Source organism: Enterobacter sp. JS8-1 (assembly GCF_049187015.1).
GTDB classification, from domain to species: domain Bacteria; phylum Pseudomonadota; class Gammaproteobacteria; order Enterobacterales; family Enterobacteriaceae; genus Enterobacter; species Enterobacter mori.
In genome coordinates this window covers 805,443-829,560 of record NZ_CP185805.1, presented here as the reverse complement: position 1 = coordinate 829,560, position 24,118 = coordinate 805,443, and the positions used below count along the sequence as shown (strand labels likewise).

Genomic DNA, 24,118 nt, shown 5'->3' with positions numbered 1-24,118 from the left:
CCGTATGCCTGAGTCGAAACGACTGTTTTTCGCCATTGAACTTCCCGCCACGCTTCAGCGGCAAATCGTCCGCTGGCGCGCGGAACACTTCCCTTCGGAGGCGGGTCGTCCTGTTGCGGCGGCGAATATGCACCTGACGCTGGCCTTTCTGGGTGAGGTAAGCGCGGATAAACAGCGCGCGTTAGCCGCGATGGCCGGACGCATTTCCCAGCCGGGGTTTACGCTGCACCTTGACGATGCCGGTCAGTGGCTACGCTCACGCGTGGTCTGGCTGGGCACGCGCCAGCCGCCGCGCGGGTTGTTACAACTGGCAAATATGCTGCGCGCCCAGGCGGCACGCAGCGGCTGTTACCAAAGCCCGCAGCCGTTTCATCCACATATCACGTTGCTGCGCGATGCCGGTCAGGTCGTTGCCATTCCGCCACCGGGCTTTCACTGGGCCTTTCCGGTGACCGAATTTGCGCTTTATGAATCTGTCTTTGCACAAGGACGCACCCGCTACATGCCGCTACAGCGCTGGTCGTTGGGTGACGCACTAAGGAAATCCGATGAAGTTTAGTCCTGCTCTACAGCACGCCACGCTGATCCAGCGCTACAAACGCTTTCTCGCCGATGTGATCACACCCGAAGGTGAACAGCTCACCCTGCACTGCCCCAACACCGGTGCGATGACCGGTTGTGCGACGCCGGGTGACAGGGTCTGGTATTCCACATCAGAAAATACTAAACGCAAGTATCCCCATACCTGGGAAATGACCGAGACGCAAAACGGGGCGTTTATATGTGTCAATACATTGCGTGCAAACCAATTAGTGAAGGAAGCGCTGACAAATAATGCTCTTCCTGAACTGACAGGCTATAGCCTGCAAAAAAGCGAAGTGAAGTATGGCGATGAAGGCAGCAGAATTGACTTTATGCTCCAGGCGGAAGAACGGCCTGAGTGCTATATTGAAGTAAAATCAGTGACGTTAGCGGAACAGGAAAATGGCTACTTTCCGGATGCGGTAACGCTACGTGGCCAGAAGCATCTGCGAGAGCTAATGAGTGTAGCGGCGGCGGGCAAACGCGCCGTGTTGCTGTTTGCAGTTTTGCATTCAGCCATTGAACGATTCTCCCCCGCCCGCCATATCGATCCTAAATACGCGCAATTGTTGAATGAGGCACAAAAGCAGGGGGTGGAGGTTTTCGCTTATAAAGCGGAACTTTCTGCCGATAATATGACTCTGAGATCCTCTCTTCCCATTGTCTTATAAGGGAATTGACGATTGACTATTATGTGTTCTGGCCGCGTGCGCAAATACGCTTTTCCTCACAGGCTTGTCAAGTGTTACGTTTAGATAATTGCCATACGGAAAAGCATCTGCTATTTATAGCGACCTGATTTTTCCCCCAACACGGGGATCGATAGTGCGTGTTAAGGAGAAGCAACATGCAAGAAGGGCAAAACCGTAAAACATCGTCCCTGAGTATTCTCGCCATCGCTGGGGTGGAGCCGTATCAAGAGAAACCGGGCGAAGAGTATATGAACGAAGCCCAGCTGTCGCACTTCAGGCGTATTCTTGAAGCATGGCGTAATCAACTCAGGGATGAAGTCGATCGCACCGTTACACATATGCAGGATGAAGCTGCAAACTTCCCGGATCCGGTAGACCGTGCCGCTCAGGAAGAAGAGTTCAGCCTCGAACTGCGTAACCGTGACCGCGAACGCAAACTGATCAAAAAGATCGAGAAAACGCTGAAAAAAGTCGAAGACGAAGATTTTGGCTACTGCGAATCCTGCGGTGTTGAAATCGGCATTCGTCGCCTGGAAGCGCGTCCAACCGCCGATCTGTGTATCGACTGTAAAACGCTGGCCGAAATCCGCGAAAAACAGATGGCTGGCTAATGCCAACCCTCTAACTACTGCAAAGGCGGGAGTCTCTCCCGCCTTGTTACTGTTGATATGTCTGAATCACACTATATTGGGCGCTTCGCGCCATCTCCTTCCGGCGAATTACACTTCGGCTCATTAATTGCCGCGCTCGGCAGCTACCTGCAAGCTCGTGCCCGCCAGGGCAAATGGCTCATCCGCATTGAAGATATTGATCCTCCGCGTGAAGTTCCCGGTGCAGCAGAAACGATTCTGCGTCAGCTGGAACATTACGGTCTTCACTGGGACGACGATGTACTGTGGCAGTCACAACGTCATGATGCCTATCGGGAACGTCTGGCGTGGCTCTATGAACAAGGGCTGTCCTATTACTGCACCTGCACCCGCGCGCGTATTCAAAGCGTGGGTGGCGTCTATGACGGCCACTGCCGCACGTTGAACAACGGTCCTGAAAATGCCGCCGTGCGTATACGGCAGCGTTCCCCGGTGACGCACTTTACCGATTTACTCTCCGGCGAAATCTATGCCAACAAACGTCTTGCCTGCGAAGATTTCATCATCCACCGCCGCGACGGCCTGTTCGCCTATAACCTGGCGGTGGTGGTGGACGATCATTTCCAGGGCGTGACGGAAATTGTGCGCGGGGCGGATCTGGTTGAACCGACGGTGCGGCAAATATCGCTTTATCATCAGTTTGGCTGGACAGCGCCGGATTACATCCACCTGCCGCTGGCGGTCAATGCGCGGGGCGTTAAGCTCTCCAAGCAGAACCACGCGCCCGCCCTGCCAGGCGGCGATCCACGCCCTGTTTTGATCGACGCGCTGCGGTTTCTCAACCAAAATGTAACCCACGAATGGCAGGATTTGCGTATAGACGAACTGCTGGATCTGGCCGTCGCCCACTGGACGCTCGAGGCCGTGCCAAAAATCCAGCATTCTCAAATGCGTTGCGCTGAGCTATGATTAGCCGCTTTTTTCATAACAAAACACACTACGAGGTGTACTATTTTTACCCGAGTCGCTAATTTTTGCCGTAAAGTGCTAAGCCGCGAAGAGAGCATGGCTAACGACGCTATTGCGCAAAACCGCATGTCGGTTATTCCGCGTGAGCAGCACACTATTTCCCGCAAAGATATCAGTGAAAATGCCCTCAAGGTGCTCTATCGTCTGAATAAAGCAGGCTACGAGGCCTATCTCGTTGGCGGTGGGGTGCGTGATTTACTGCTGGGCAAAAAACCAAAAGATTTCGACGTGACGACCAGCGCCACGCCAGAACAGGTACGCAAATTATTCCGTAACTGCCGTCTTGTTGGCCGCCGTTTCCGCCTTGCGCACGTCATGTTTGGTCCGGAAATCATCGAAGTGGCGACGTTCCGTGGCCATCACGAAGCGGGCGTATCCGATCGTACGACGTCCCAGCAGGGCCAGAACGGCATGCTGCTGCGTGATAACATCTTCGGATCCATTGAAGAAGATGCCCAGCGCCGCGATTTCACCATCAACAGCCTTTACTACAGCGTGGCGGATTTCACCGTACGGGATTACGTTGGCGGTATGCAGGACCTGAAAGAAGGCCTGATTCGCCTGATCGGCACGCCGGAAACCCGTTACCGCGAAGACCCAGTGCGTATGCTGCGCGCCGTGCGTTTTGCGGCCAAATTAAACATGCGTATCAGCCCTGAGACCGGTGAACCGATCCCGCGTCTGGCAACGCTGATTAACGACGTGCCGCCAGCGCGTCTGTTTGAAGAGGCGCTGAAGCTGTTGCAGGCGGGGTACGGGTTTGAAACCTACAATCTGCTGCGCGAATACAGCCTGTTCCAGCCCCTGTTCCCAACCATCACGCGCTGCTTTACCGAAAACGGTGACAGCCCGATGGAACGCATCATTGCGCAGGTGCTGAAGAATACCGACACGCGCATCCAGAATGACATGCGTGTGAACCCGGCATTCCTGTTTGCTGCAATGTTCTGGTATCCCCTGCTGGAAGCAGCACAGAGAATTGCGCAGGAAAGCGGTCTGGCCTATTACGATGCCTTTGCGCTGGCGGCAAACGACGTGCTGGATGAAGCCTGTCGTACGCTCGCGATCCCAAAACGTATCACCACGCTGGTGCGCGACATCTGGCAGCTTCAGCTGCGCATGTCCCGTCGCCAGGGCAAACGCGCCTGGAAGCTGATGGAGCATCCAAAGTTCCGCGCCGCGTTCGACCTGCTGGCACTGCGTGCTGAAATTGAAAAGAACCAGGAGCTGCAGCGTCTGGCGCAGTGGTGGGGCGAATTCCAGGTCTCTGCACCACCCGAGCAAAAAGGGATGCTGACCAATCTGGATGAAGAGCCAGAACCGCGTCGTCGCCACCGTCGCCCGCGCAAACGCGCACCGCGTCGCGAAGGCTCAGCGTGACCCTCGCCTACATCGCCATCGGCAGCAATCTTGCCTCTCCGCTGGAGCAGGTTAACGCTGCCGTTCAGGCGCTCGGGGAGATCCCGCATAGCCGGATTGTTGCGGTCTCCTCTTTTTATCGCACGCCGCCGCTGGGCCCGCAGGATCAGCCTGATTACCTGAACGCCGCCGTCGTGCTCGACACGAATCTGGATGCCGAAACGCTGCTGGATAATACCCAGCGTATTGAGCTACAACAGGGTCGCGTACGCAAAGCCGAACGCTGGGGGCCGCGCACACTCGACCTCGACCTGATGCTGTTTGGCAACGAGATAATCAATACCGAACGCCTCACTGTTCCGCATTACGACATGAAAAACCGCGGTTTTATGCTCTGGCCGCTGTTTGAAGTTGCCCCCGATCTTATCTTCCCCGACGGCATTCCGCTCAGGGACATTCTGGACAAACTCCACGCGGAAAAACCCGCTCGCTGGTAAACCTGTTTTATTGCCGATTAACCATTAAATAATTATGGTTAATCGGTTACCTAAAATCATTGTTCCCTCGAATGTTACTGTTAGAATGCGCAAAGATTCGCTTTTGGGCTATCAGGAAACAGTATGAAACCAACCACCATCTCCTTACTGCAGAAATGCAAACAGGAAAAAAAACGCTTCGCCACCATCACCGCGTATGACTACAGCTTCGCCAAACTCTTTGCCGAAGAGGGTATCAACGTCATGCTGGTCGGAGATTCGTTAGGGATGACGGTACAAGGACATGATTCCACCCTCCCGGTCACGGTTGAGGATATCGCTTACCATACCCGCGCCGTGCGCCGCGGTGCGCCAGCCTGCCTGCTGCTTTCCGATCTGCCGTTTATGGCCTACGCCACCCCAGAACAAGCCTTTGAAAATGCGGCAAACGTCATGCGTGCCGGCGCCAACATGGTCAAAATCGAGGGCGGTGCCTGGCTTGTTGAAACGGTAAAAATGCTCACCGAACGTGCCGTACCGGTATGCGGACACTTAGGCCTGACGCCACAGTCGGTGAACATCTTCGGTGGCTACAAGGTGCAGGGCCGCGGCGATGCCGCCCAAACGCTGTTTGATGACGCCGTCGCGCTGGAAGCCGCAGGCGCACAGCTGCTGGTGCTGGAGTGCGTTCCGGTTGAACTGGCAAAACGCATCACCGACGCGCTGTCGATTCCGGTTATCGGAATTGGCGCAGGAAACGTAACCGATGGTCAAATTCTGGTGATGCACGACGCCTTCGGCATTACCGGCGGGCATATCCCGAAATTTGCCAAAAATTTCCTCACTGAAGCGGGCGACATGCGCGCCGCGGTCAGGCAGTATATTGCCGACGTTGAATCCGGTGTTTACCCGGGTGAAGAACACAGTTTCCATTAAGGAGTCTCGTTGTGCTAATCATTGAAACCCTGCCGCTGCTTCGCCAGCATATCCGTCGCGCGCGTCAGGAAGGTAAACGTATTGCACTCGTCCCGACCATGGGCAACCTGCATGATGGCCATATGAAGCTGGTCGACGAAGCGAAAGCCCGTGCGGATATCGTGGTGGTCAGTATCTTCGTTAACCCCATGCAGTTTGACCGCGCCGATGACCTGGCGCGCTATCCGCGCACCCTGCAGGAAGATTGCGAGAAGCTGAAAAAACGCCATGCGGACATCGTCTTCTCTCCGGCACCGGCGGACGTGTACCCTCAGGGTACAGAAGAGGCAACCTACGTTGACGTACCGGGCATCTCCACCATGCTCGAAGGCGCCAGCCGCCCGGGACACTTCCGTGGCGTATCCACCATCGTCAGCAAGCTCTTCAACCTGGTACAGCCGGACGTCGCGTGCTTTGGTGAGAAAGATTTCCAGCAGCTGGCATTGATTCGCAAGATGGTTGCCGATATGGGCTACGACATCGATATTGTCGGCGTACCGATTGTGCGAGCCAAAGACGGTCTGGCGCTCAGCTCACGCAATGGCTACCTGACTGCGGACCAGCGGAAAATCGCCCCGGGCTTGAGCAAGGTCATGAATACCATGGCAGAACAGCTTCTGGCCAAAGAGCTGACCGCCGAAGAGATCGTCGCCCTCGCCGAACAGGCGCTGAACGACAAAGGTTTCCGTGCTGATGATATTCAAATCCGCGATGCCGACACGCTTCTGGAGCTTACAGAGACCAGCAAACGTGCGGTTATTCTGGTGGCGGCATGGCTTGGTCAGGCCCGCCTAATCGACAACAAAGTGGTTGAGCTGGCGTAGTTTTCTACCCGGCAGATGAAAGGTAAACGTAATGATTCGCAAAATGCTGCAAGGTAAGCTTCACCGTGTGAAAGTCACTCAGGCCGACCTGCACTATGAAGGCTCCTGCGCGATCGATCAGGATTTTCTCGACGCGGCGGGTATTCTTGAAAACGAAGCCATTGATATCTGGAACGTGAACAACGGCAAACGCTTCTCCACCTACGCGATTGCCGCCGAGCGCGGGTCTAAAATCATCTCCGTGAACGGCGCAGCAGCACACTGCGCGGACGTGGGTGACATTGTGATCATCGCGAGCTTTGTCATGATGTCTGACGAAGAAGCGCGTCGCTGGCAGCCAAAAGTGGCCTATTTCGAAGGCGACAACGAGATGAAACGTACCGCGAAGGCCATTCCAGTCCAGGTAGCCTGATTCCGGTGAGGAGCGGGACCCTCTGGTTCCGCTCCTTGAATGATAAAAATACATTATTCTTTATTGTGTAAATAGCCTCTCTTCATTCATTTGCCCTATTTTTGCCTCTCTTCCCGCGTCTCTTTTCTAAAAAAAACATTCCTCTGGATGATATAAAATAGAAAATGATCGTTGTCATTTATAATCTAAGCCTGTCAAAACAATATCGTCATAATAAAAAACAGACGCCTGAGTTAATTTAAAATAAATTTCAAGATCATTTTCAATAACTTATCAAACATTCATTTTTTCTAACGATGATTTTTAGCAATTTTAAATATCCAACCCATTCATAGATCCCTATCATCATTTTGCTTGAATTAAATCAACACAATGTTGTTTAAATGGAATTTTAATCATGTTAAAAAAAACGTTATTAGCTTCAGCGGTAGCTTTGTTCGCAATAAGTTCTTTTTCAGCAATCGCAGATACGGATCTCGGTTTAATCACCTTTGATGGTGCGGTAACAGACACAACATGTAATATTTCCACCTCTAATGGTGAAGCACAAAATAATATTACCATTACCTTACCGGTTGTTAAAAAATCTGAAGTCGAATCCACCACCATCGATACCGGTGTCGGCTCAAAGAATTTTGAACTGCTGCTCACCAACTGCCCAGAGGCATTGAAGAATGCTTCTGCAAGCTTTATGTCGAAAAATATGGGGGCTATTGCAAACGGTACCATTGAACCCGATGCTGGCGTAGCAGGCTCTGCAACGAACGTTGCACTTGCCCTGTATAACAATGCCCCAACCGTCTCATCTCGTATTATGGTGGGTCAACCTGACAATAATACGCAGAAAGCAGACCTGAATGCCGGCTCCGGTAAACTGTTCTACCGTGTTGCTTATGTGCCGGGTTCGAACTGGGTAAAAGACACCCGCCCAGTACAGTCAGGTAAAGTCAGCGCCAACGCTTACTTCACCATGAGCTACGAATAAGTTTTATCCGTCCAGTCAATGTGCCCTGTTGGGCACATTTTCGTATTATATGAGACTATCCATGCACTTACTCAATATAAAGAGCGGATTAAAAACCCTGCTACTGGCTTCAGTGAGCATTTTTTCTTTTAACGCCAGTGCAGATATTGTGATATCCGGTACCCGCGTCATTTATCCTGAATCAGCAAAAGACGTAACGGTGTCGATGGACAACCGTGGCACCCGACCATTACTGTTGCAAACCTGGCTCGACGACGGAAGAGATACCACCAATCCTCAAGAGCTGAAACTGCCTTTTATCGTTACGCCCCCCGTTTCCCGCGTTGAACCACAAAAAGGGCAAACCGTCAGAATCACCTGGCTTGGTCAGGCTTTGCCAAAAGATAAAGAATCACTGTTCTGGTTCAACGTGCTGGAAGTCCCACCTAAGGCTAAGGATAGCGATAATCAAAGCATGCTTCAGCTTGCTTTCCGTACGCGCATTAAACTGTTTTTCCGGCCAACAGGGTTGAAAGGCGAACCGACCGACGCGGCCAAAAATCTTAAATGGTCTCAAACCCGACAAGGACAAAAAATTATTTTAAGTGCGAAAAACGACTCGCCTTATTATGTTTCACTGGCAAGCGCGACGCTAATTTCAGGCGGTAAAAGTTACGATATCGAAACGCATTATATTGAACCATTCTCTAGCCAGACAATGAACGTGAAAAGTTACACCGCATCTGGAAACAGCAAAATAACATGGCAAGCCATCAATGATTTCGGTGGGATTGATAAGTATGAGTTTATACAGAACTGATTCTATATCAGCTCACAATCATTCGTAAGAACTATATTTGGACTTGTTCTGGGACAGAGTTGATCATGCACTTTAGACGTTCGCTACTATGTTTATCAATAAGTGCGGTATTGCCGTTATGTGCATTTGCTGCTGAAAATAATAACGAAGAAGACGTACAGTTTAACGATCAGTTCCTTTATAACACTGGGACAAAAATTGACGTTAGCCGCTTTTCACAAGGCAACCCCGTAGTTCCTGGAACGTATAAAGTGAAAGTGATTATTAACGGAAAACCTTCCGTTACAACGGATCTTCTCTTTAAGGATAATGGCACACCGCGAGCCACCCCCTGTATCACTCGTAAACTGCTCACCCAGACAAATGTAACAACCGAGCAACTTAAGGACGAGCCCGACGCCGCATGCGTCTCTTTGTCGAGCGCCTATCCAGACTCACGCGTGGCTTACGATCCTTCAACACAAGAACTGGATCTCTCCATTCCTCAGGCTTTCGTCATTCAGCGTCCGGCGGGATATGTTGATCCTTCACTGTGGGAAGACGGGATCCCAGCGGCAATGCTCTCCTGGGATCTTAATGGCTGGCACGCAGACACGCCTGATTCCAGCACTGATACGGCCTATGCAGGTCTACGTTATGGGGCAAATCTGGGGCCGTGGCGGCTCCGGGCACGAGGCAACCTGAACTGGGATCGGGATGACGGTACCCATTACGCCAGTCAGGACATTTATCTTCAGCGTGATATCGCGCCGCTGAAAGCGCAGTTTATTGCCGGAGACTCCTACACCCGCGGTGATGCCTTCGACTCCATCAGCCTGCGCGGAGCACGTTTATATAACGATGACCGTATGCTTCCCAACGGTATCTCCACCTATGCGCCAGTGATCAGGGGTGTCGCCAACAGCAACGCCAAAGTCACGATCGCCCAAAGTGGAAATACGATTTACGAGACGTCCGTACCGCCGGGTCCTTTTGAAATCACGGATCTCAGTACAACGGGTTACGGAAGCGATCTCATCGTCACTGTAGAAGAAACAGATGGTAGCAAACGTTCCTTCTCGGTCGCGTATTCCTCAGTCGCACAAATGCTCCGCCCTGGCTACTCCCGATGGGACGTCGGCGTGGGTGAACTGCGTGACGACAGCCTGCGCGACACACCAAAGGTGGGATATGCCACGGGCTATTATGGCTTAACCAATACCTTCACCGGATATGCGGGCCTGGAATACACCGATAGCGATTTTTACGCCGCATTGTTGGGTATTGCCATGAACACCGGAATGGGTGCATTCGCCTTTGATGTCACGCATTCTGATGCCAGGATCGACGGCTTACGACATCTCACCGGTGAAAGTTATCGTATTTCCTACAGCAAACTCATGGAAGCCACGAATACCTCTTTCAACGTCGCAGCCTATCGATTTTCAACATCTGACTATCTCAGCCTGAGCGATGCGGCCTCGTTAACCAATGAGATCAAATACCGTGACAGGGAGCGTAACCCTAATCGCAATAACAGCGATGTGTATCAAACCTTCCAGCGCATGAAAAATCAGATCCAGGTGAATATCAGCCAACCGTTGAAAATGGGCGACCTTGATTTGGGATCGCTGTATGTCAACTCAACCTGGCAGGACTACTGGAATGAAAGTAGTTCGTCAGCGCAATACTCCGTCGGTCACAGTCATTCGTTAAGCTGGGGAAGCTATAGCCTCTCCGTGCAGCGTACCTACGACGAGTTCGGGGAAAAAGATGACAGTGTCTATCTGAACCTCACGATTCCATTCGACACACTGATGGGTAGCGGTAAGCGTGCAGGTGGGTTCTCATCGCTCAACATGGGCATCGGCAGCGATTTAAAAGGTGGCGGGAGTTTTAACGCCAGCGCCAACGGCAACACCGAAGATAACCGCTTCAGTTACAGCATTACTGAGAGCACCACGCGTAACGACGACACGTTAAACCAGCTAAGTGGTTACGGCAGTTACAACGGCCCACACGGACCGCTGAGCCTTTCCGTCTCAGCATCGGATGACGATACGCGACAATATTCTGCCAGCTACAGCGGCGGGATGGTTCTGCACTCTGGTGGCGTAACACTCGCGCCTGGCAGCATCAGCGAAAGCGATACGCTTGCGTTGATTAAAGCAGAGGGAGCAGAAGGCGCCCGTGTCTCCATCGGCAACGGTGAAATCGGATCTTCAGGCTATGCCCTTATGCCCTATCTTTCCGCTTACCGCGAAAACAGCGTCGGTCTGGATATCAGTGATATGCGCTCTGATGTTGAAGTGAAAAATACCCGTTCCATTGCCGTTCCACGTAGCGGCGCCGTCGTGCTGGTCAACTTTGAAACCGACCAGGGGCGCTCTGTACTAATGGAGCTGACGCGCGATGATGGCGGCTTTATTCCCTTAGGCGCGGATGTGCAAACGGAACCAGGGATATCCGTGGGTAGCGTGGGCCAGGCTGGACAGGCTTGGATCCGCGGGATCGAAGATAAAGGAACATTAACTATCGTCTGGGGAAGCGAGCGAGGCACATCCTGTACCGTTCCTTATCAGATACCACCAGACGCGAAAAAAATCGGACCGACAACAATGCTGGCAGCGCAGACCTGTCACATCACAGCATTCTAAAAGGAGCTTAAAATATGCTTTTTAAAGCGGGTATAAAAACAGGATTACTCATGTTGAGTTCCGGAATGATGATGTCGCTAACATCACACGCCGATAATCTCGATATTACCTTTACCGCCAATATCCGTGACACCACCTGCGATATGAAAATTGAAGGTGGTAGCGGTGATGGCTCCAGCAACGTTATCCCTGTCGGTACTAACGGCAAGGTGCGTCTGGATTACATTATCCTGAAAAGTGCCAAAGCAACGACCAACTTTAAACTCAAAATGGCCTCTTGCCCGTCGAGTCTGACATCCCTTAAAACAACCGTTAGCGGGAGTGCAAGCCCCGTTACTACAGCAATTAAAAATTCACTCTCTGGCGAGGGTAGCGCAGAGAATATTGGCGTGGCAATTTCTCGTACCTCCACGCCGGACATCCCCTTTGTCATTAATTCAACCACCGATACACAGCGCCTCGTCTGGTCGAGCGGTGAAATAAGTGCTGGAGAAGTTTCGCTTCTTGCGACGCTGGTTGAAACCGCAAGCGGACAAAGCACAACCGGAAACTTTAGCGGTATCGCAACGTTTAATTTCACCTATGAATAATCGATAGTAATACGGAACATTGATATGAAAACGAAAATGACATTACTGGTGCTTGCTATCACTGCCACCCTGCCTTCCGTTTCTTTAAGCGCCATTACGGGGACGACCAGCGTTCAGGCCACGTTTACCTCCACTATTGAGGCGGGAACCTGCAACGCAGAGATTCAGAATGCCAGCGGCGCGCCAGTTAGCATTTTACCGTTTGGTGACGTATTCAAATCTGATCTGGTCAACCAAAGTCGTGAAGAGGCTTTTAAGATTGCCTTCACCAACTGTGCGGGGGTGAAAAATGCCACCATTCAGGCAACGCCAGGTTCAGGCGGTGCATGTAGCGGTGATGCCCGAAATGGCAGTTCTTTTGCCGCTGGGCACAACGTCGGCTTTGAAATCTGGAAAGGTTCCGTCGAATCTGGTTCGTTGATGAACTGCAGCACGTCGCCCTCCCCCATGCTCAACCTGACTAACGGGGCAGCTGATTTTGACATGGATGCCCGTATCGTCATCGCTAAAGGTAAAACCATTTCTGACGTAACGACAGGTTTAGTGAATGCACCGGTTACGTTTATCGTGACCTATCAATAATGTTTTCTCATTCAGGCGAATTATTCAGGATGTCTCGATCACGCTTTTTCGTTAAAAAAGCCAAGTCGGCTCTACCTGTTTGCGTGATGTTCTGCGGAATTTTTCCTGCAGCGGGACTGGCGTCGAATATGGAAATGGATATGACGGCAAACATCATCAATAACACCTGTCAGGTGACCCTTTCGGAAAATGGGAACGTGACGCTGCCCACGGTTGGAAAGTCGTGGTTTTATTCATCAGATGGCAGCGATCGCCTAAAGCCTGCGGATCCCGCAGGGGGCACACGCTTTGCTATACGGGTAGTGAATTGTAATGGAGATGAACTGAACTCAGGCGAGGCCCTGCACTTTAACTTCAAACCACGGGGCGTTCAAATCGTGGACATATCAAAACAGATATTCAGGAACGAGACGCCAGTCGAGGCTGGCGGGGCTGAAAAAGTGGGGATTGTCATTTTTTCGGAATCCAATAATCAGAACGTACTGGACAGTAATGGGGAGTCTGATGTGGCAATCAAAATAGATTCCTCCTCTGACTCCCAAAGCTACCTTAAAGAGTATAACTTTTACGCCCGCTATCAAAATTACGGTCAGGTCAGCGCAGGTAAAGTCACGACGCATGCCCTGGTGAGTGTGACGTATAATTAAGGGATATTTATGGAACAGAATTCAGGGGCCATGGCATCCCTAAGTTTTACAAAATTCATAATGTTAATCACAATATTAGCGTTCAGCACCTTTAAAGTCAGTGCGAACGTTGAATGTCGATTTGAAAGTTTATCATCGCATTCTGTCGGTGATTTTATAAACGGCAAACCAACACTATCTGTGCTTAGCTCGGTAAACGCCCCCACAAAAATTAGTACGCTTTACCCACTCAACCTTAGCCCAGAACTAAAAAGTGACTGTCATCCGGGGGATGATGGTGAAAATATATTTACGCTAACTCAATCTGATTTATTGGTTGGCAGTATTGATGGTAAGGGTTTATTCAAGACCAATATTCCAGGTATTGCGTATTCACTGGCGTTGCAAACAGTAGACCACTCCGCTACAGCGTTCTTCTCTTCCAATATAAGAGGATGGTTTCTTACGCTGCATATGAATAACCATGATGAACTCCTGGACAACAGGTCATGGCAAGCCGCCATTGAATTTTACCAACTCCCCACATTCACCGGCATCCCCAAAAATGTTTTAACGGTTAGTCCCGAAGGTGGAACAATTGGGAAAATCGCGATTGGCGATCCGATAGGTACTTCATTCATCGATCATCCCAAAGTCACAATCACAGTTGCCGATATGGCCTTTTCCACCCCCATACAGCAACCCACCTGTATTATGACGGGCCCCAGAACAGTTTCCCTAGGGGAATATGATGTTTCAGATCTGGAGAACGATAACACGCAAAACGTTTATTTCGTCATTAACGGGAATTGCAGTAATACGCGCAAAATTACCATGAAGCTAACCACCAGTAAGACAACGGGAAGCGACGGCTCATTGATTGCGAATGCTGCGCCATCTAATGCTGCAAAAGGCGTTGGCGTTATTATTAAGTGGCCAAACGATAACCAAGTCCAGCCAAACTCAACCAGCAGCTATAGCGTTGAGGATGGCACAACAATTGCCTTATTCAGCGCAGCGTTAACCGCTCGCCTGGTGAAATCTGACACAGAAAAAGTCACCTCCGGCACATTCAGCGCCATCGGCACTCTGCAGTTCACCTACGAGTAATTTACCCCTGCGGCTGATTGCTGATCAGCCGCGACATCGTCTCCAGCGAATCCGTTCTTAAGATATACAGGCGTTTCAGTAAGAACGGATTATCCCCCGGCTTTACCTTCCCTTTCATCGTCGTCACTGCCAGATGAAAACCGGCGTCATTCGCCGCCTTTATCGCTTTATTGTCATAGCCGCCAAACGGATACGAAAGATAGAGCACGCGCGGGTTAAACTGCGCCAGCGCACGTCGTGAGCGTTCAAAATCAAACAGGGTCACGTGGTAGCTGCGGCTCAGCAAGATCGGGTGTTTATACCCATCAACGCGATGCAGGAAATGGGTGTGGGACTGAATATCAAATACATCCTGAATCCCCTTAATCTCATGAACGCTCATAAATTGCAGCGATTTCGGGTCCCACTTCTGCGCATGGCCTTTAATTCGCGACGATATGATAAACGCCGTCGCGTTAAAGCCGTACTCTTTCAGAATGGGATACGCATAGCGGCTGACCGATTTCAGGCCATCATCAAAGGTGATCACCACCGCCTTCGCGGGCAGGTTCATCTTATTGCGCACGTACCCTTCCAGCTGGTACATCGTCAGCGTGGCATAGCCTTGATCGCGTAGCCAGGCCATCTGGTTGTTGAACGCGCGTACGCTGGTCGTCGTGGATGTATGACGAAAACGCGTGTTCTCCTCATCACGCAAAATGTGATGGTAAGTCAGGACCGGAAGGCCGTTATCTTCCTGCGCATCCAGACTGCTGATCCACGCCAGACGATTGCCGATGCGGATCTGGAACCAGGTCTGGTTAAGGCGATCTTTCAACTTACTGAGGATGGGATACCGGAGGTTGGGGCTCATGGTACCGAAGGGCGCGCTCCCGCTATTGGGAGCGTTATACACCGGCGTGTCTTTCCAGGTGATCAGGTTCTGATTGCTGAGCGGCTTATTCAAATCGCCAAGGCTGTCCTCAACGCGCTGTTTGCCCTGCACCTCTTCAAGATGCCCTTTATCAATAAACCCCGTGCCAAAACCAAAACGAAATTCGTAATAGTCAGCAGAGGTCGGCACCACGGCAAGAATTTGTCCGGCCCTGACGTTTCCCACGTTGATCACATTACTTCCCACCTGTGCCCAGATGGCCGCATCTTCGGTGGTTTGCATATAGCGGGCCGGAAGCCCTTGCTGGCTAATCAGACTGGCAGAAGTACCGCCGGAAACCAGCAGCAACAGCAGGAAAATAACGCGCATTAACATGGGATATAAATCGATACGGGAAATCAGTCGCCATTGTAACAAATGCGACATCAATACCAACGTTTAATGCTTATACAGATCGTGAAGCAGAACGAAAGGCGGGTTTTTCTGCTGCTGATGCCACAGGCTACTTACGCCCGGAACCTGCATACCCACGAGGGTATTGCGAAACTCAGCGCTGGTTAAGGTTTCACGTTGAAGATGCATCGCTTCCAGCAGCGCATAGTTGATGCCGGAAATAACTTCGCAGTTTTCGTGCTTGTGGCTTAACAGCGCGGCGGAACGATAAGGCGCCGCGCCGGATTTATCGGTCAGAAAGATCACGCCATCGCCCGTGTCGGTTTCATGCAGCGCATCGCACATCATGCGGCTGAGCATGTTGGTGCTTAACCCACGCCAGTAATTGACTGCACGGCACTGTGCCAGCGGACCAAATTTAGCTTCAAGCTTATCCAGCATATCCTGCGCGTGTTCATCGTGGCAGGTGATAACCCATCCCAGCATACGTCTCTCCTTAGCAGGCGAGTAGTTTAGCGTAGGGAAGGTTTGCTTACGGTGATAACTGTCAAAGAAAAGTGCCCGGCAAACAGAATGTCGCCGGGCAGAAAGTTAGCTGCGCAGACCGCGTCCGCGCTGGATCAGATACCAACACAGCAGGTAGAAGGCGATGATGAACACTACCAGCACCACCACCGTGGTAAACAGCGGCACATCGGTAATGCCGAGGAAGCCAAAGCGGAAGCCGCTGATCATGTAGACAATCGGGTTCAGGTGCGACAGCGCCTGCCAGAACGGTGGCAGCAGCGTCAGGGAGTAAAACACCCCACCCAGATAGGTCAGCGGCGTCAGCACGAAGGTCGGGATCAGGCTGATGTCGTCGAACGTTTTGGCAAACACCGCGTTCAGCAGGCCCGCCAGCGAGAACAGGATCGCGGTCAGCAGAAGCGTCAGCGCGACAAACAGCCACGAGTGCACCTGGAACGGCACGAAGAACAGCGAAATCGCCGTCACCAGGATCCCCACGCACAAACCGCGCGCCACGCCGCCGCCCACGTAACCAGCAATAATGACGTGTGTTGGCACTGGTGCCACCAGCAGCTCTTCAATGTTGCGCTGGAACTTAGCGCTAAAGAATGAGGATGCCACGTTGGCATAGGCGTTGGTGATCACCGCCATCATGATCAGCCCCGGCACGATAAACTGCATATAGGTAAAGCCGTGCATCTCACCAATCCGGGAACCGATCAGGTTACCAAAGATGATGAAGTAGAGCGTCATGGTGATGACTGGCGGCACCAGGGTTTGCACCCAGATGCGCATAAAGCGGTTGATCTCTTTCGCCCAGATACTTTTCAGCGCGACCCAGTAAAGATGCGTCATGCCTTGTCTCCTTGTTTTTCATGCACCAGAGAGACAAACAGCTCTTCCAGTCGGTTCGCTTTGTTACGCATACTCAATACCTGAATGCCCTGCGCGCTCAACTGTGAGAAGACGCTGTTGATGCCCTGCTCGCGCAGCACTTCCACTTCCAGCGTCGAGGTATCCACCAGACGGTAGTTATACCCTTCGAGCTTCGGCAGCGCGCTTTTCGCCGCCAGATCGAGAATAAAGGTTTCGGATTTCAGCTTAGAGAGCAGATCCTTCATCGACGTGTTTTCCACCAGCTCACCATGCTGAATAATGCCGATGTTGCGGCACAGCATCTCAGCTTCTTCGAGATAGTGGGTGGTCAGAATAATGGTGGTGCCTTTATCGTTCAGATCCTTCAGGAAGCCCCACATGGAACGGCGCAGTTCAATATCCACACCCGCAGTCGGTTCATCGAGGATAAGCAGCTTTGGCTCGTGCATCAGCGCGCGAGCAATCATCAGGCGGCGCTTCATCCCACCGGACAACATGCGCGCACGTTCGTTACGCTTTTCCCACAAATCGAGCTGTTTAAGGTATTTTTCGCTACGCTCAATCGCCTCTTTATACTCAACGCCGTAATAACCCGCCTGCTGAACGACAATCTGCTGTACCGTCTCGAACGGGTTGAAGTTGAACTCCTGCGGCACCAGCCCCAGCTGGCGCTTGGCGTTGACCACATCTTTCTGCAGATCGTAGCCAAAGACGCTTACGCGACCTGAGGTTTTGTTCACCAGCGAACTGATAATGCCGATAGTGGTAGATTTCCCCGCCCCGTTCGGTCCAAGAAGCGCATAGAAATCCCCCGCCTCTACTTTGAGATCTATCCCGCGCAGCGCCTGAACGCCGCCCGGATAGGTTTTTTTAAGCTGCTCAAGCTCCAGTGCAATTGCCATGAATTAAACTTACCTTCAGTTCTTACACACCTTGTGTGGTTTCATTAAAAGTCGGGTTACCCTATAGTAGCGCAACGCAATTACCAGGTTACAGGCCGTTAACGTCCATGAATAACATAGATACACTCATCAGCAACAATGCACTATGGTCAAAGATGCTGGTTGAAGAAGACCCCGGATTTTTCGGGAAGCTGGCGCAAGCGCAAAACCCACGCTTTCTATGGATTGGATGTTCCGACAGCCGCGTCCCGGCAGAACGCCTGACCGGTCTCGAACCTGGCGAACTTTTTGTTCACCGTAACGTAGCCAACCTTGTTATTCATACCGATCTCAACTGCCTTTCTGTCGTTCAGTATGCCGTTGACGTGCTGGAAGTTGAGCACATCATTATTTGCGGCCACTACGGCTGCGGTGGCGTACAGGCGGCGGTTGAAAATACAGAGCTGGGGTTAATCGATAACTGGCTGCTGCACATCCGCGACATCTGGTTCAAACATAGCTCACTGTTGGGTGAAATGCCGCAGGAGCGTCGACTTGATACCCTTTGCGAGCTGAACGTGATGGAGCAGGTCTATAACCTGGGCCACTCAACGATTATGCAGTCCGCGTGGAAACGTGGGCAGAAGGTTTCCATCCACGGCTGGGCGTACGGCATTCACGACGGCCTGCTGCGCAATCTGGAAGTGACCGCCACCAACCGCGAAACGCTGGAGCAGCGTTACCGTTCGGGCATTGCCAACCTCAAGCTTAAGCATGTGAACCATAAATAAGTGCACGTTAAAAAGCCGGGTGGCGGCTGCGCCTTACCCGGCCTACATGTGCCCATTCGTAGGCCCGGATCGCTGCGCGCCACCGGGCAACAAACCGCAACTACTCGTCCAGAATCACGACTTTTCCGACATATGGCAGATGGCGATAACGCTGCGCGTAGTCAATGCCATAACCGACGACGAATTCGTCCGGAATCGAGAAGCCTACGAACGCCACCGGCACCTGCACTTCACGACGATCTGGCTTATCCAGCAGCGTACAAATCGCCAGCGATTTAGGCTGACGCAGGCTCAGGATCTCGCGCACTTTAGAGAGCGTGTTACCAGAGTCGATAATGTCTTCAACGATCAACACATCTTTGCCACGAATATCTTCATCCAGATCTTTCAGGATTTTCACATCACGGGTTGTGGACATGCCGCTGCCGTAGCTGGAGGCGGTCATAAAATCGACCTCATGGGACACCTGCACTTCACGGCACAGGTCTGCCATGAACATGAAAGAGCCACGTAAAAGACCGACCAGCACCATTTCGCTGCCGCTGTCCTTGTAATGTTCGGTGATTTGACGACCCAGTTCGGCGATACGCGCTTTGATCTCGGCTTCCGGGATCATCACTTCAACAGTATGTTTCATATTACTAACCATATGATTTTAATGAAAATCTCTCAATGCAGGTGAATGTATTTCCGGCATCGATACGCAAGCCCGCCATTATACCAGCAAATGGATAACCCTGGCGTATGAGTTACAAAAAGCAAATATTGTGATTCCGATCACACTTGTTAATACCTATAATTAGTTGCTAGCAAATTATTAACAAAAACTGACGAGTACACTTTCTATGGCTGAAACACACTCTAAACAGCCGCGTCTACTGGTGACATTAACAGCCGCGTTCGCAGCCTTCTGCGCGCTGTATCTGTTAATCGGTGGCGTCTGGCTGGTCGCTTTAGGCGGCTCCTGGTACTACCCGATTGCGGGTCTGGTTATGGTTGCCGTAACCATCCTGCTGTTGCGTAGAAAACAATCCGCACTGTGGCTGTATGCCGCACTCCTCCTTGCCACCATGATCTGGGGCGTCTGGGAAGTCGGGTTCGACTTCTGGGCACTGACGCCGCGCAGCGACATCCTGGTCTTCTTTGGTATCTGGCTGATCCTGCCGTTCGTCTGGCGTCGCCTGATTGTGCCTTCAAGCGGTGCTGTAGCGGGCCTGGTTGTTGCCCTGCTGATTACTGGCGGCATTCTGACCTGGGCCGGTTTTAATGACCCACAGGAGATCAACGGTACGCTGAACGCGGAATCCACGCCTGCGGCTGCTATCTCGCAGGTCGCTGACGGTGACTGGCCTGCGTACGGTCGTAACCAGGAAGGTCAACGCTACTCTCCGCTGAAGCAGATCAACGCGGACAACGTGAAGAACCTGAAGGAAGCCTGGGTATTCCGTACCGGTGACCTGAAGATGCCGAACGATCCGGGTGAACTGACCAACGAAGTCACCCCGATCAAAGTGGGCAACATGCTCTACCTGTGTACGGCGCACCAGCGTCTGTTCGCGCTCGACGCGGCCACAGGTAAAGAGAAATGGCACTTCGATCCACAGCTGAACTCTAACCCGTCGTTCCAGCACATCACCTGTCGTGGCGTCTCTTACCACGAAGCGCGTGCCGATAATGCCAGCCCGGAAGTCATTGCCGACTGTCCTCGCCGCATTATGCTGCCGGTGAACGATGGCCGTCTGTTCGCGATTAACGCCGAAACGGGCAAGCTGTGCGAAACCTTCGCCAACAAAGGCATCCTGAACCTGCAGACCAACATGCCGGACACCACCCCGGGTCTGTATGAGCCAACTTCACCGCCAATCATCACCGATAAAACCATCGTGATTGCCGGTTCGGTAACGGATAACTTCTCTACGCGTGAAACCTCCGGCGTCATCCGCGGTTTTGACGTAAACACCGGTAAACTGCTGTGGGCCTTCGACCCGGGCGCGAAAGATCCCAACGCGATCCCGTCGGACGAGCACACCTTTACTTTTAACTCGCCAAACTCCTGGGCCCCGGCGGCGTATGACGCGAAGCTGGACCTGGTCTACCTGCCGATGGGCGTCACCACGCCAGATATCTGGGGCGGTAACCGCACGCCGGAGCAGGAACGTTACGCGAGCGCTATCGTGGCGCTGAACGCAACGACCGGTAAACTGGCGTGGAGCTATCAGACCGTTCACCACGATCTGTGGGATATGGATATGCCGTCCCAGCCGACGCTGGCAGACATTACCGTCGATGGTAAAACCGTTCCGGTGATTTACGCCCCAGCCAAGACGGGCAATATCTTCGTCCTGGATCGCAGCAACGGTAAGCTGGTTGTGCCTGCACCGGAAAAACCGGTTCCGCAGGGTGCCGCAAAAGGCGACTACGTCAGCAAAACCCAGCCGTTCTCTAACCTGAGCTTCCGTCCGAAGAAAGACCTCAGCGGTGCAGACATGTGGGGTGCTACCATGTTTGACCAGCTGGTGTGCCGCGTGATGTTCCATCAGCTGCGCTACGAAGGCATCTTCACGCCTCCGTCTGAGCAGGGCACGCTGGTCTTCCCGGGTAACCTGGGGATGTTCGAGTGGGGCGGGATCTCCGTCGACCCGAACCGTCAGGTGGCAATTGCCAACCCAATGGCGCTGCCGTTCGTTTCCCGTCTGATCCCGCGCGGTCCGGGCAACCCATTGGAGCAGCCGAAAGACGCGAAAGGCAGCGGCACCGAAGCCGGTATCCAGCCGCAGTACGGCGTACCGTTCGGCGTAACCCTGAACCCGTTCCTGTCTCCGTTTGGTCTGCCGTGTAAACAGCCTGCCTGGGGTTATATCTCCGGTCTGGATCTGAAAACCAACCAGATCGTATGGAAAAAACGTATTGGTACGCCACAGGACAGCATGCCGTTCCCAATGCCGGTTCCGGTGCCGTTCAATATGGGTATGCCAATGCTGGGTGGCCCAATCTCCACCGCCGGTAACGTGCTGTTCATCGCGGCAACCGCAGATAACTACCTGCGCGCGTACAACATGACCAACGGTGAAAAACTGTGGCAAGGCCGTCTGCCAGCCGGTGGACAGGCCACGCCGATGACCTATGAAGTGAACGGCAAGCAGTACGTTGTCATCTCTGCAGGTGGTCACGGTTCGTTTGGCACGAAGATGGGCGACTATATTGTCGCGTATGCGTTGCCGGACGAAAACAAGTAACTGAAAAGCCGGGTGGCGGCTACGCCTTACCCGGCCTACAGAAATATGCAAAACGGCAACTTCGGTTGCCGTTTTTGTGTCTGTTCCCTCTCCCTGTGGGAGAGGGTCAGGGTGAGGGCATCAGGCCGCACTGTTTTAAACAGTGAACCCAAGCATCATCCCCGTATCCTCATGCTCCAGCAGATGGCAGTGCGCCATATAGGCAAACGCCTTCGGCGCATCGTGGTCAAACTTCACCAGCACCTCGCTGACGCCACCTTCCACTCTCACCGTATCTTTCCAGCCCGCGCGGTGCGCATCCGGCGCTTTGCCGTTTTCTGAGAGAATGCGGAACTGGGTACCGTGGATATGGAACGGATGCAGCATCATGTCCCCTTCGCCCGAAATCACCCAGCGCTCAAACTGACCCTTTGTCGCAGCAAACATCGGCGTGTTCATGTCGAACGCTTTGCCGTTGATCATATTGGCGTTGTGGAAATCAAAGCCGTGGTCGCCGTGATTCATGTTCCCCATGCCGCCCATTTTGCCGTGGTCCATATTCATATGGCCCATCATCTGCCCGTGGTGCATCCCCGCCATCGCCTGATCGCCATATTTCGCCATCAGCGCCTGCATGCCCATCATGTCGAGCATTGGGTTCATGGAAAGCTGTAGCTTGCGCTGCGTAAGCCCGTCAAGCGACGGGAGCGCTGGCAGGATAGTTAACGTATCCGGCAACGTGCCGGAAGCGGTCACCAGTAAAGGCTGAATACGCAGCACCGGATGCGGCTTATCAAATGGCGCAACCGCCATCCCCATCTGGCTGACTGGCAGGGTGACGAGGTCAAACGCCTTGCCGTCGCTGATGTCCACCAGCACCTCGAAGCGTTCGCCCATCAGCATCGGCAACGCGTTCACTTTTACCGGCTCCGGCAAGAGTCCACCGTCGCTTGCCACCACGTACAGCGGGCGCTTATCGCTGGCGGCGAAGTTCAGCGAACGGGCGTTACAGCCGTTAAGCAGACGTAAACGCAGCCAGCCTTTCGGCGCGGCATGCTGAGGGTAGATCGCGCCGTTGGTCAGCAACGTGTCGCCAAACCAGCCCACCGCCGCACTCATGACGTCCAGCTGGTAGTCAATTTGCCCGTCAGCATTGAATTTCTTGTCCTGCACAATCACCGGAACGTCGTCGATGCCCCACTGTTTCGGCAGGCGTAGCAGGCGGCTTTCGTCGTCTTCAATCAGCACCAGCCCCGCCAGCCCCATCGCCACCTGATGGCCCGTTTTGCCGTGCTGATGCGGGTGGAACCAGCAGGTCGCCGCACGTTGGTCAGGGGTAAAGGTCACGCTGCGTTTGCCACCAGCCTTGATAACGCCCTGTGGTCCCCCGTCTACTTCGCCCGGCACTTCCAGCCCGTGCCAGTGCAGCGTGGTCTCTTCCGACAGCGTGTTATGGATATCAACGGTGACGGTTTTTCCTTTGCGTAACTGGAGCGCCGGACCGAGGAGATTTCCGTTATAGCCCCAGGTTGTGGCGGTATTCGCACCAAAGGTCGTTTTGCCCGATTGCACCACAAGCTGGATACGACTGCGGGCATCAGCAGTCAGCAATTCAGGAATGGGTAAGGCGGGTCTGTCAGCCGCGAAAACGGCGCGACTCCAGAGTGGTAATGCGCTGGCAGCCCCCAGCGCAGCGGAATATTTTAAAAAATCACGACGTTGCATGTTCATTTCCTTATTTCCAGCCGGCGATCTTTTGAGCATAAACCCTCCCCTTACCGGAAGGTCAAGTAAAGCGGCAATAATAAAGGTCGTCGGCCTGGCATCAAGTATGCTAACGTTAATTTTCCGTGATGCAGTGGTAGAAGCAATGAAGACGTTTTTCAGAACAATTTTGTTCAGTGGCCTGATGGCGATGTGTGCGAACAGTTACGCGCTGAGTGAAAACGAAGCAGAAGATATGGCCGATCTCACGGCGGTGTTTGTGTTTCTGAAAAACGATTGTGGTTACCAGAATTTACCCAACGGGCAGATTCGTCGCGCACTGGTCTTTTTTGCCCAGCAGAACCAATGGGATCTCAGCAACTACGACAGCTTCGACATGAAGGCGCTCGGTGAAGACAGCTACCGCGATTTGAGCGGTATCGGGATTCCCACTGCTAAAAAATGCAAAGCGCTGGCTCGTGATTCACTCAGCCTGCTCGCCTACGTGAAGTAACCTTCCCGATGCCCCTTGTTGACTCGCTAACCGCTTCACGGCGGTGATGTGTTGCGCCCCTTCTGCTGATTGTCAGGATGTAAACGATGGAGAGGA

The 24,118-nt window shown here is 52.7% G+C and carries 25 protein-coding genes; 19 read left to right on the top strand and 6 right to left on the bottom strand.

The window, feature by feature from the left end; all coding sequences use genetic code 11:
* The first annotated feature begins 4 nt into the window (after nt 1–4).
* From thpR to ACOQH0_RS03885, 16 genes are all read left to right on the top strand, one after another.
* A complete protein-coding gene (gene thpR / locus ACOQH0_RS03960) occupies nt 5–559 on the top strand; it encodes an RNA 2',3'-cyclic phosphodiesterase (RefSeq protein ID WP_421511588.1) in 555 nt (184 codons plus the stop codon).
* Nucleotides 549–1,253, top strand: coding sequence for a DNA/RNA nuclease SfsA (gene sfsA, locus ACOQH0_RS03955; RefSeq protein ID WP_100165452.1), 705 nt, complete (start codon nt 549–551; stop codon nt 1,251–1,253). Before thpR ends, sfsA begins: the two co-directional genes overlap by 11 nt.
* Before the next feature lie 176 nt (nt 1,254–1,429).
* The gene (gene dksA, locus ACOQH0_RS03950; RefSeq protein ID WP_003829221.1) at nt 1,430–1,885 is read left to right on the top strand and encodes an RNA polymerase-binding protein DksA; all 456 of its coding nucleotides are present in this window, start codon (nt 1,430–1,432) and stop codon (nt 1,883–1,885) included.
* Between the two features lie 57 nt (nt 1,886–1,942).
* The gene (gene gluQRS / locus ACOQH0_RS03945) at nt 1,943–2,833 is read left to right on the top strand and encodes a tRNA glutamyl-Q(34) synthetase GluQRS (protein WP_421511587.1); all 891 of its coding nucleotides are present in this window, start codon (nt 1,943–1,945) and stop codon (nt 2,831–2,833) included.
* 42 nt (nt 2,834–2,875) lie between these two features.
* Nucleotides 2,876–4,273, top strand: a complete 1,398-nt coding sequence (gene pcnB / locus ACOQH0_RS03940; RefSeq protein WP_071985394.1) for a polynucleotide adenylyltransferase PcnB — start codon at nt 2,876–2,878, stop codon at nt 4,271–4,273.
* Nucleotides 4,270–4,749 carry a 2-amino-4-hydroxy-6-hydroxymethyldihydropteridine diphosphokinase gene (gene folK, locus ACOQH0_RS03935; RefSeq protein ID WP_421511586.1) on the top strand — a complete coding sequence of 160 codons (480 nt, stop codon included), beginning with the start codon at nt 4,270–4,272 and terminating at the stop codon, nt 4,747–4,749. Before pcnB ends, folK begins: the two co-directional genes overlap by 4 nt.
* A gap of 123 nt (nt 4,750–4,872) precedes the next feature.
* Complete coding sequence (gene panB, locus ACOQH0_RS03930) at nt 4,873–5,664, top strand: 3-methyl-2-oxobutanoate hydroxymethyltransferase (protein WP_089599155.1); 792 nt, start codon at nt 4,873–4,875, stop codon at nt 5,662–5,664.
* Nucleotides 5,665–5,675: 11 nt separating this feature from the next.
* A complete protein-coding gene (panC, locus tag ACOQH0_RS03925; protein WP_420985755.1) occupies nt 5,676–6,527 on the top strand; it encodes a pantoate--beta-alanine ligase in 852 nt (283 codons plus the stop codon).
* Between the two features lie 31 nt (nt 6,528–6,558).
* The gene (panD, locus tag ACOQH0_RS03920) at nt 6,559–6,939 is read left to right on the top strand and encodes an aspartate 1-decarboxylase (protein WP_003856284.1); all 381 of its coding nucleotides are present in this window, start codon (nt 6,559–6,561) and stop codon (nt 6,937–6,939) included.
* Nucleotides 6,940–7,336: 397 nt separating this feature from the next.
* Complete coding sequence (locus ACOQH0_RS03915) at nt 7,337–7,924, top strand: fimbrial protein (protein ID WP_420985754.1); 588 nt, start codon at nt 7,337–7,339, stop codon at nt 7,922–7,924.
* A 61-nt stretch (nt 7,925–7,985) separates the two neighbouring features.
* On the top strand, nt 7,986–8,723 hold the full coding sequence (locus tag ACOQH0_RS03910) for a fimbrial chaperone (RefSeq protein ID WP_420985753.1): 738 nt from the start codon (nt 7,986–7,988) through the stop codon (nt 8,721–8,723).
* Nucleotides 8,724–8,788: 65 nt separating this feature from the next.
* Nucleotides 8,789–11,359 carry an outer membrane usher protein gene (locus ACOQH0_RS03905; protein WP_421511584.1) on the top strand — a complete coding sequence of 857 codons (2,571 nt, stop codon included), beginning with the start codon at nt 8,789–8,791 and terminating at the stop codon, nt 11,357–11,359.
* 14 nt (nt 11,360–11,373) lie between these two features.
* A complete protein-coding gene (locus ACOQH0_RS03900) occupies nt 11,374–11,949 on the top strand; it encodes a fimbrial protein (protein WP_421511583.1) in 576 nt (191 codons plus the stop codon).
* A gap of 24 nt (nt 11,950–11,973) precedes the next feature.
* The gene (locus ACOQH0_RS03895) at nt 11,974–12,531 is read left to right on the top strand and encodes a fimbrial protein (protein WP_421511582.1); all 558 of its coding nucleotides are present in this window, start codon (nt 11,974–11,976) and stop codon (nt 12,529–12,531) included.
* 29 nt (nt 12,532–12,560) lie between these two features.
* Nucleotides 12,561–13,178 carry a fimbrial-like protein gene (locus tag ACOQH0_RS03890; protein ID WP_421511581.1) on the top strand — a complete coding sequence of 206 codons (618 nt, stop codon included), beginning with the start codon at nt 12,561–12,563 and terminating at the stop codon, nt 13,176–13,178.
* Nucleotides 13,179–13,187: 9 nt separating this feature from the next.
* On the top strand, nt 13,188–14,267 hold the full coding sequence (locus ACOQH0_RS03885) for a fimbrial protein StkG (protein WP_421511580.1): 1,080 nt from the start codon (nt 13,188–13,190) through the stop codon (nt 14,265–14,267).
* A gap of 1 nt (nt 14,268) precedes the next feature.
* Here ACOQH0_RS03885 and ACOQH0_RS03880 read toward each other — a convergent pair whose 3' ends face one another.
* From ACOQH0_RS03880 to ACOQH0_RS03865, 4 genes are all read right to left on the bottom strand, one after another.
* Nucleotides 14,269–15,516 carry a polysaccharide deacetylase family protein gene (locus ACOQH0_RS03880; protein ID WP_421512324.1) on the bottom strand — a complete coding sequence of 416 codons (1,248 nt, stop codon included), beginning with the start codon at nt 15,514–15,516 and terminating at the stop codon, nt 14,269–14,271.
* Nucleotides 15,517–15,579: 63 nt separating this feature from the next.
* The gene (locus tag ACOQH0_RS03875) at nt 15,580–16,020 is read right to left on the bottom strand and encodes a PTS sugar transporter subunit IIA (RefSeq protein ID WP_421511579.1); all 441 of its coding nucleotides are present in this window, start codon (nt 16,018–16,020) and stop codon (nt 15,580–15,582) included.
* Between the two features lie 105 nt (nt 16,021–16,125).
* Nucleotides 16,126–16,896, bottom strand: a complete 771-nt coding sequence (locus tag ACOQH0_RS03870; RefSeq protein WP_023324161.1) for an ABC transporter permease — start codon at nt 16,894–16,896, stop codon at nt 16,126–16,128.
* Nucleotides 16,893–17,819: an ABC transporter ATP-binding protein gene (locus ACOQH0_RS03865; RefSeq protein WP_042717872.1), complete on the bottom strand. Its 927-nt coding sequence runs from the start codon at nt 17,817–17,819 to the stop codon at nt 16,893–16,895. The genes ACOQH0_RS03870 and ACOQH0_RS03865 overlap by 4 nt, the downstream gene beginning before the upstream one ends.
* 107 nt (nt 17,820–17,926) lie before the next feature.
* On the opposite strand from ACOQH0_RS03865, the gene can reads away from it, so the two are divergent.
* Entirely contained in the window at nt 17,927–18,589 is a 663-nt protein-coding gene (can, locus tag ACOQH0_RS03860; protein WP_010426907.1) for a carbonate dehydratase, read from the top strand.
* A 100-nt stretch (nt 18,590–18,689) separates the two neighbouring features.
* On the opposite strand, the gene hpt is transcribed toward can, so the two are convergent.
* Nucleotides 18,690–19,226: a hypoxanthine phosphoribosyltransferase gene (gene hpt, locus ACOQH0_RS03855; RefSeq protein WP_421511578.1), complete on the bottom strand. Its 537-nt coding sequence runs from the start codon at nt 19,224–19,226 to the stop codon at nt 18,690–18,692.
* Nucleotides 19,227–19,434: 208 nt separating this feature from the next.
* Here hpt and ACOQH0_RS03850 point away from each other — a divergent pair, with 208 nt between their 5' ends.
* The gene (locus ACOQH0_RS03850) at nt 19,435–21,825 is read left to right on the top strand and encodes a glucose/quinate/shikimate family membrane-bound PQQ-dependent dehydrogenase (RefSeq protein ID WP_421511577.1); all 2,391 of its coding nucleotides are present in this window, start codon (nt 19,435–19,437) and stop codon (nt 21,823–21,825) included.
* 135 nt (nt 21,826–21,960) lie between these two features.
* Here the strand turns inward: ACOQH0_RS03850 and cueO are convergent, their stop codons facing one another.
* Nucleotides 21,961–23,529, bottom strand: a complete 1,569-nt coding sequence (gene cueO, locus ACOQH0_RS03845; protein ID WP_421511576.1) for a multicopper oxidase CueO — start codon at nt 23,527–23,529, stop codon at nt 21,961–21,963.
* Nucleotides 23,530–23,674: 145 nt separating this feature from the next.
* Between cueO and ACOQH0_RS03840 the strand changes: the two genes are divergently transcribed.
* On the top strand, nt 23,675–24,022 hold the full coding sequence (locus ACOQH0_RS03840) for a YacC family pilotin-like protein (RefSeq protein ID WP_010426912.1): 348 nt from the start codon (nt 23,675–23,677) through the stop codon (nt 24,020–24,022).
* Nucleotides 24,023–24,118: the final 96 nt, after the last annotated feature.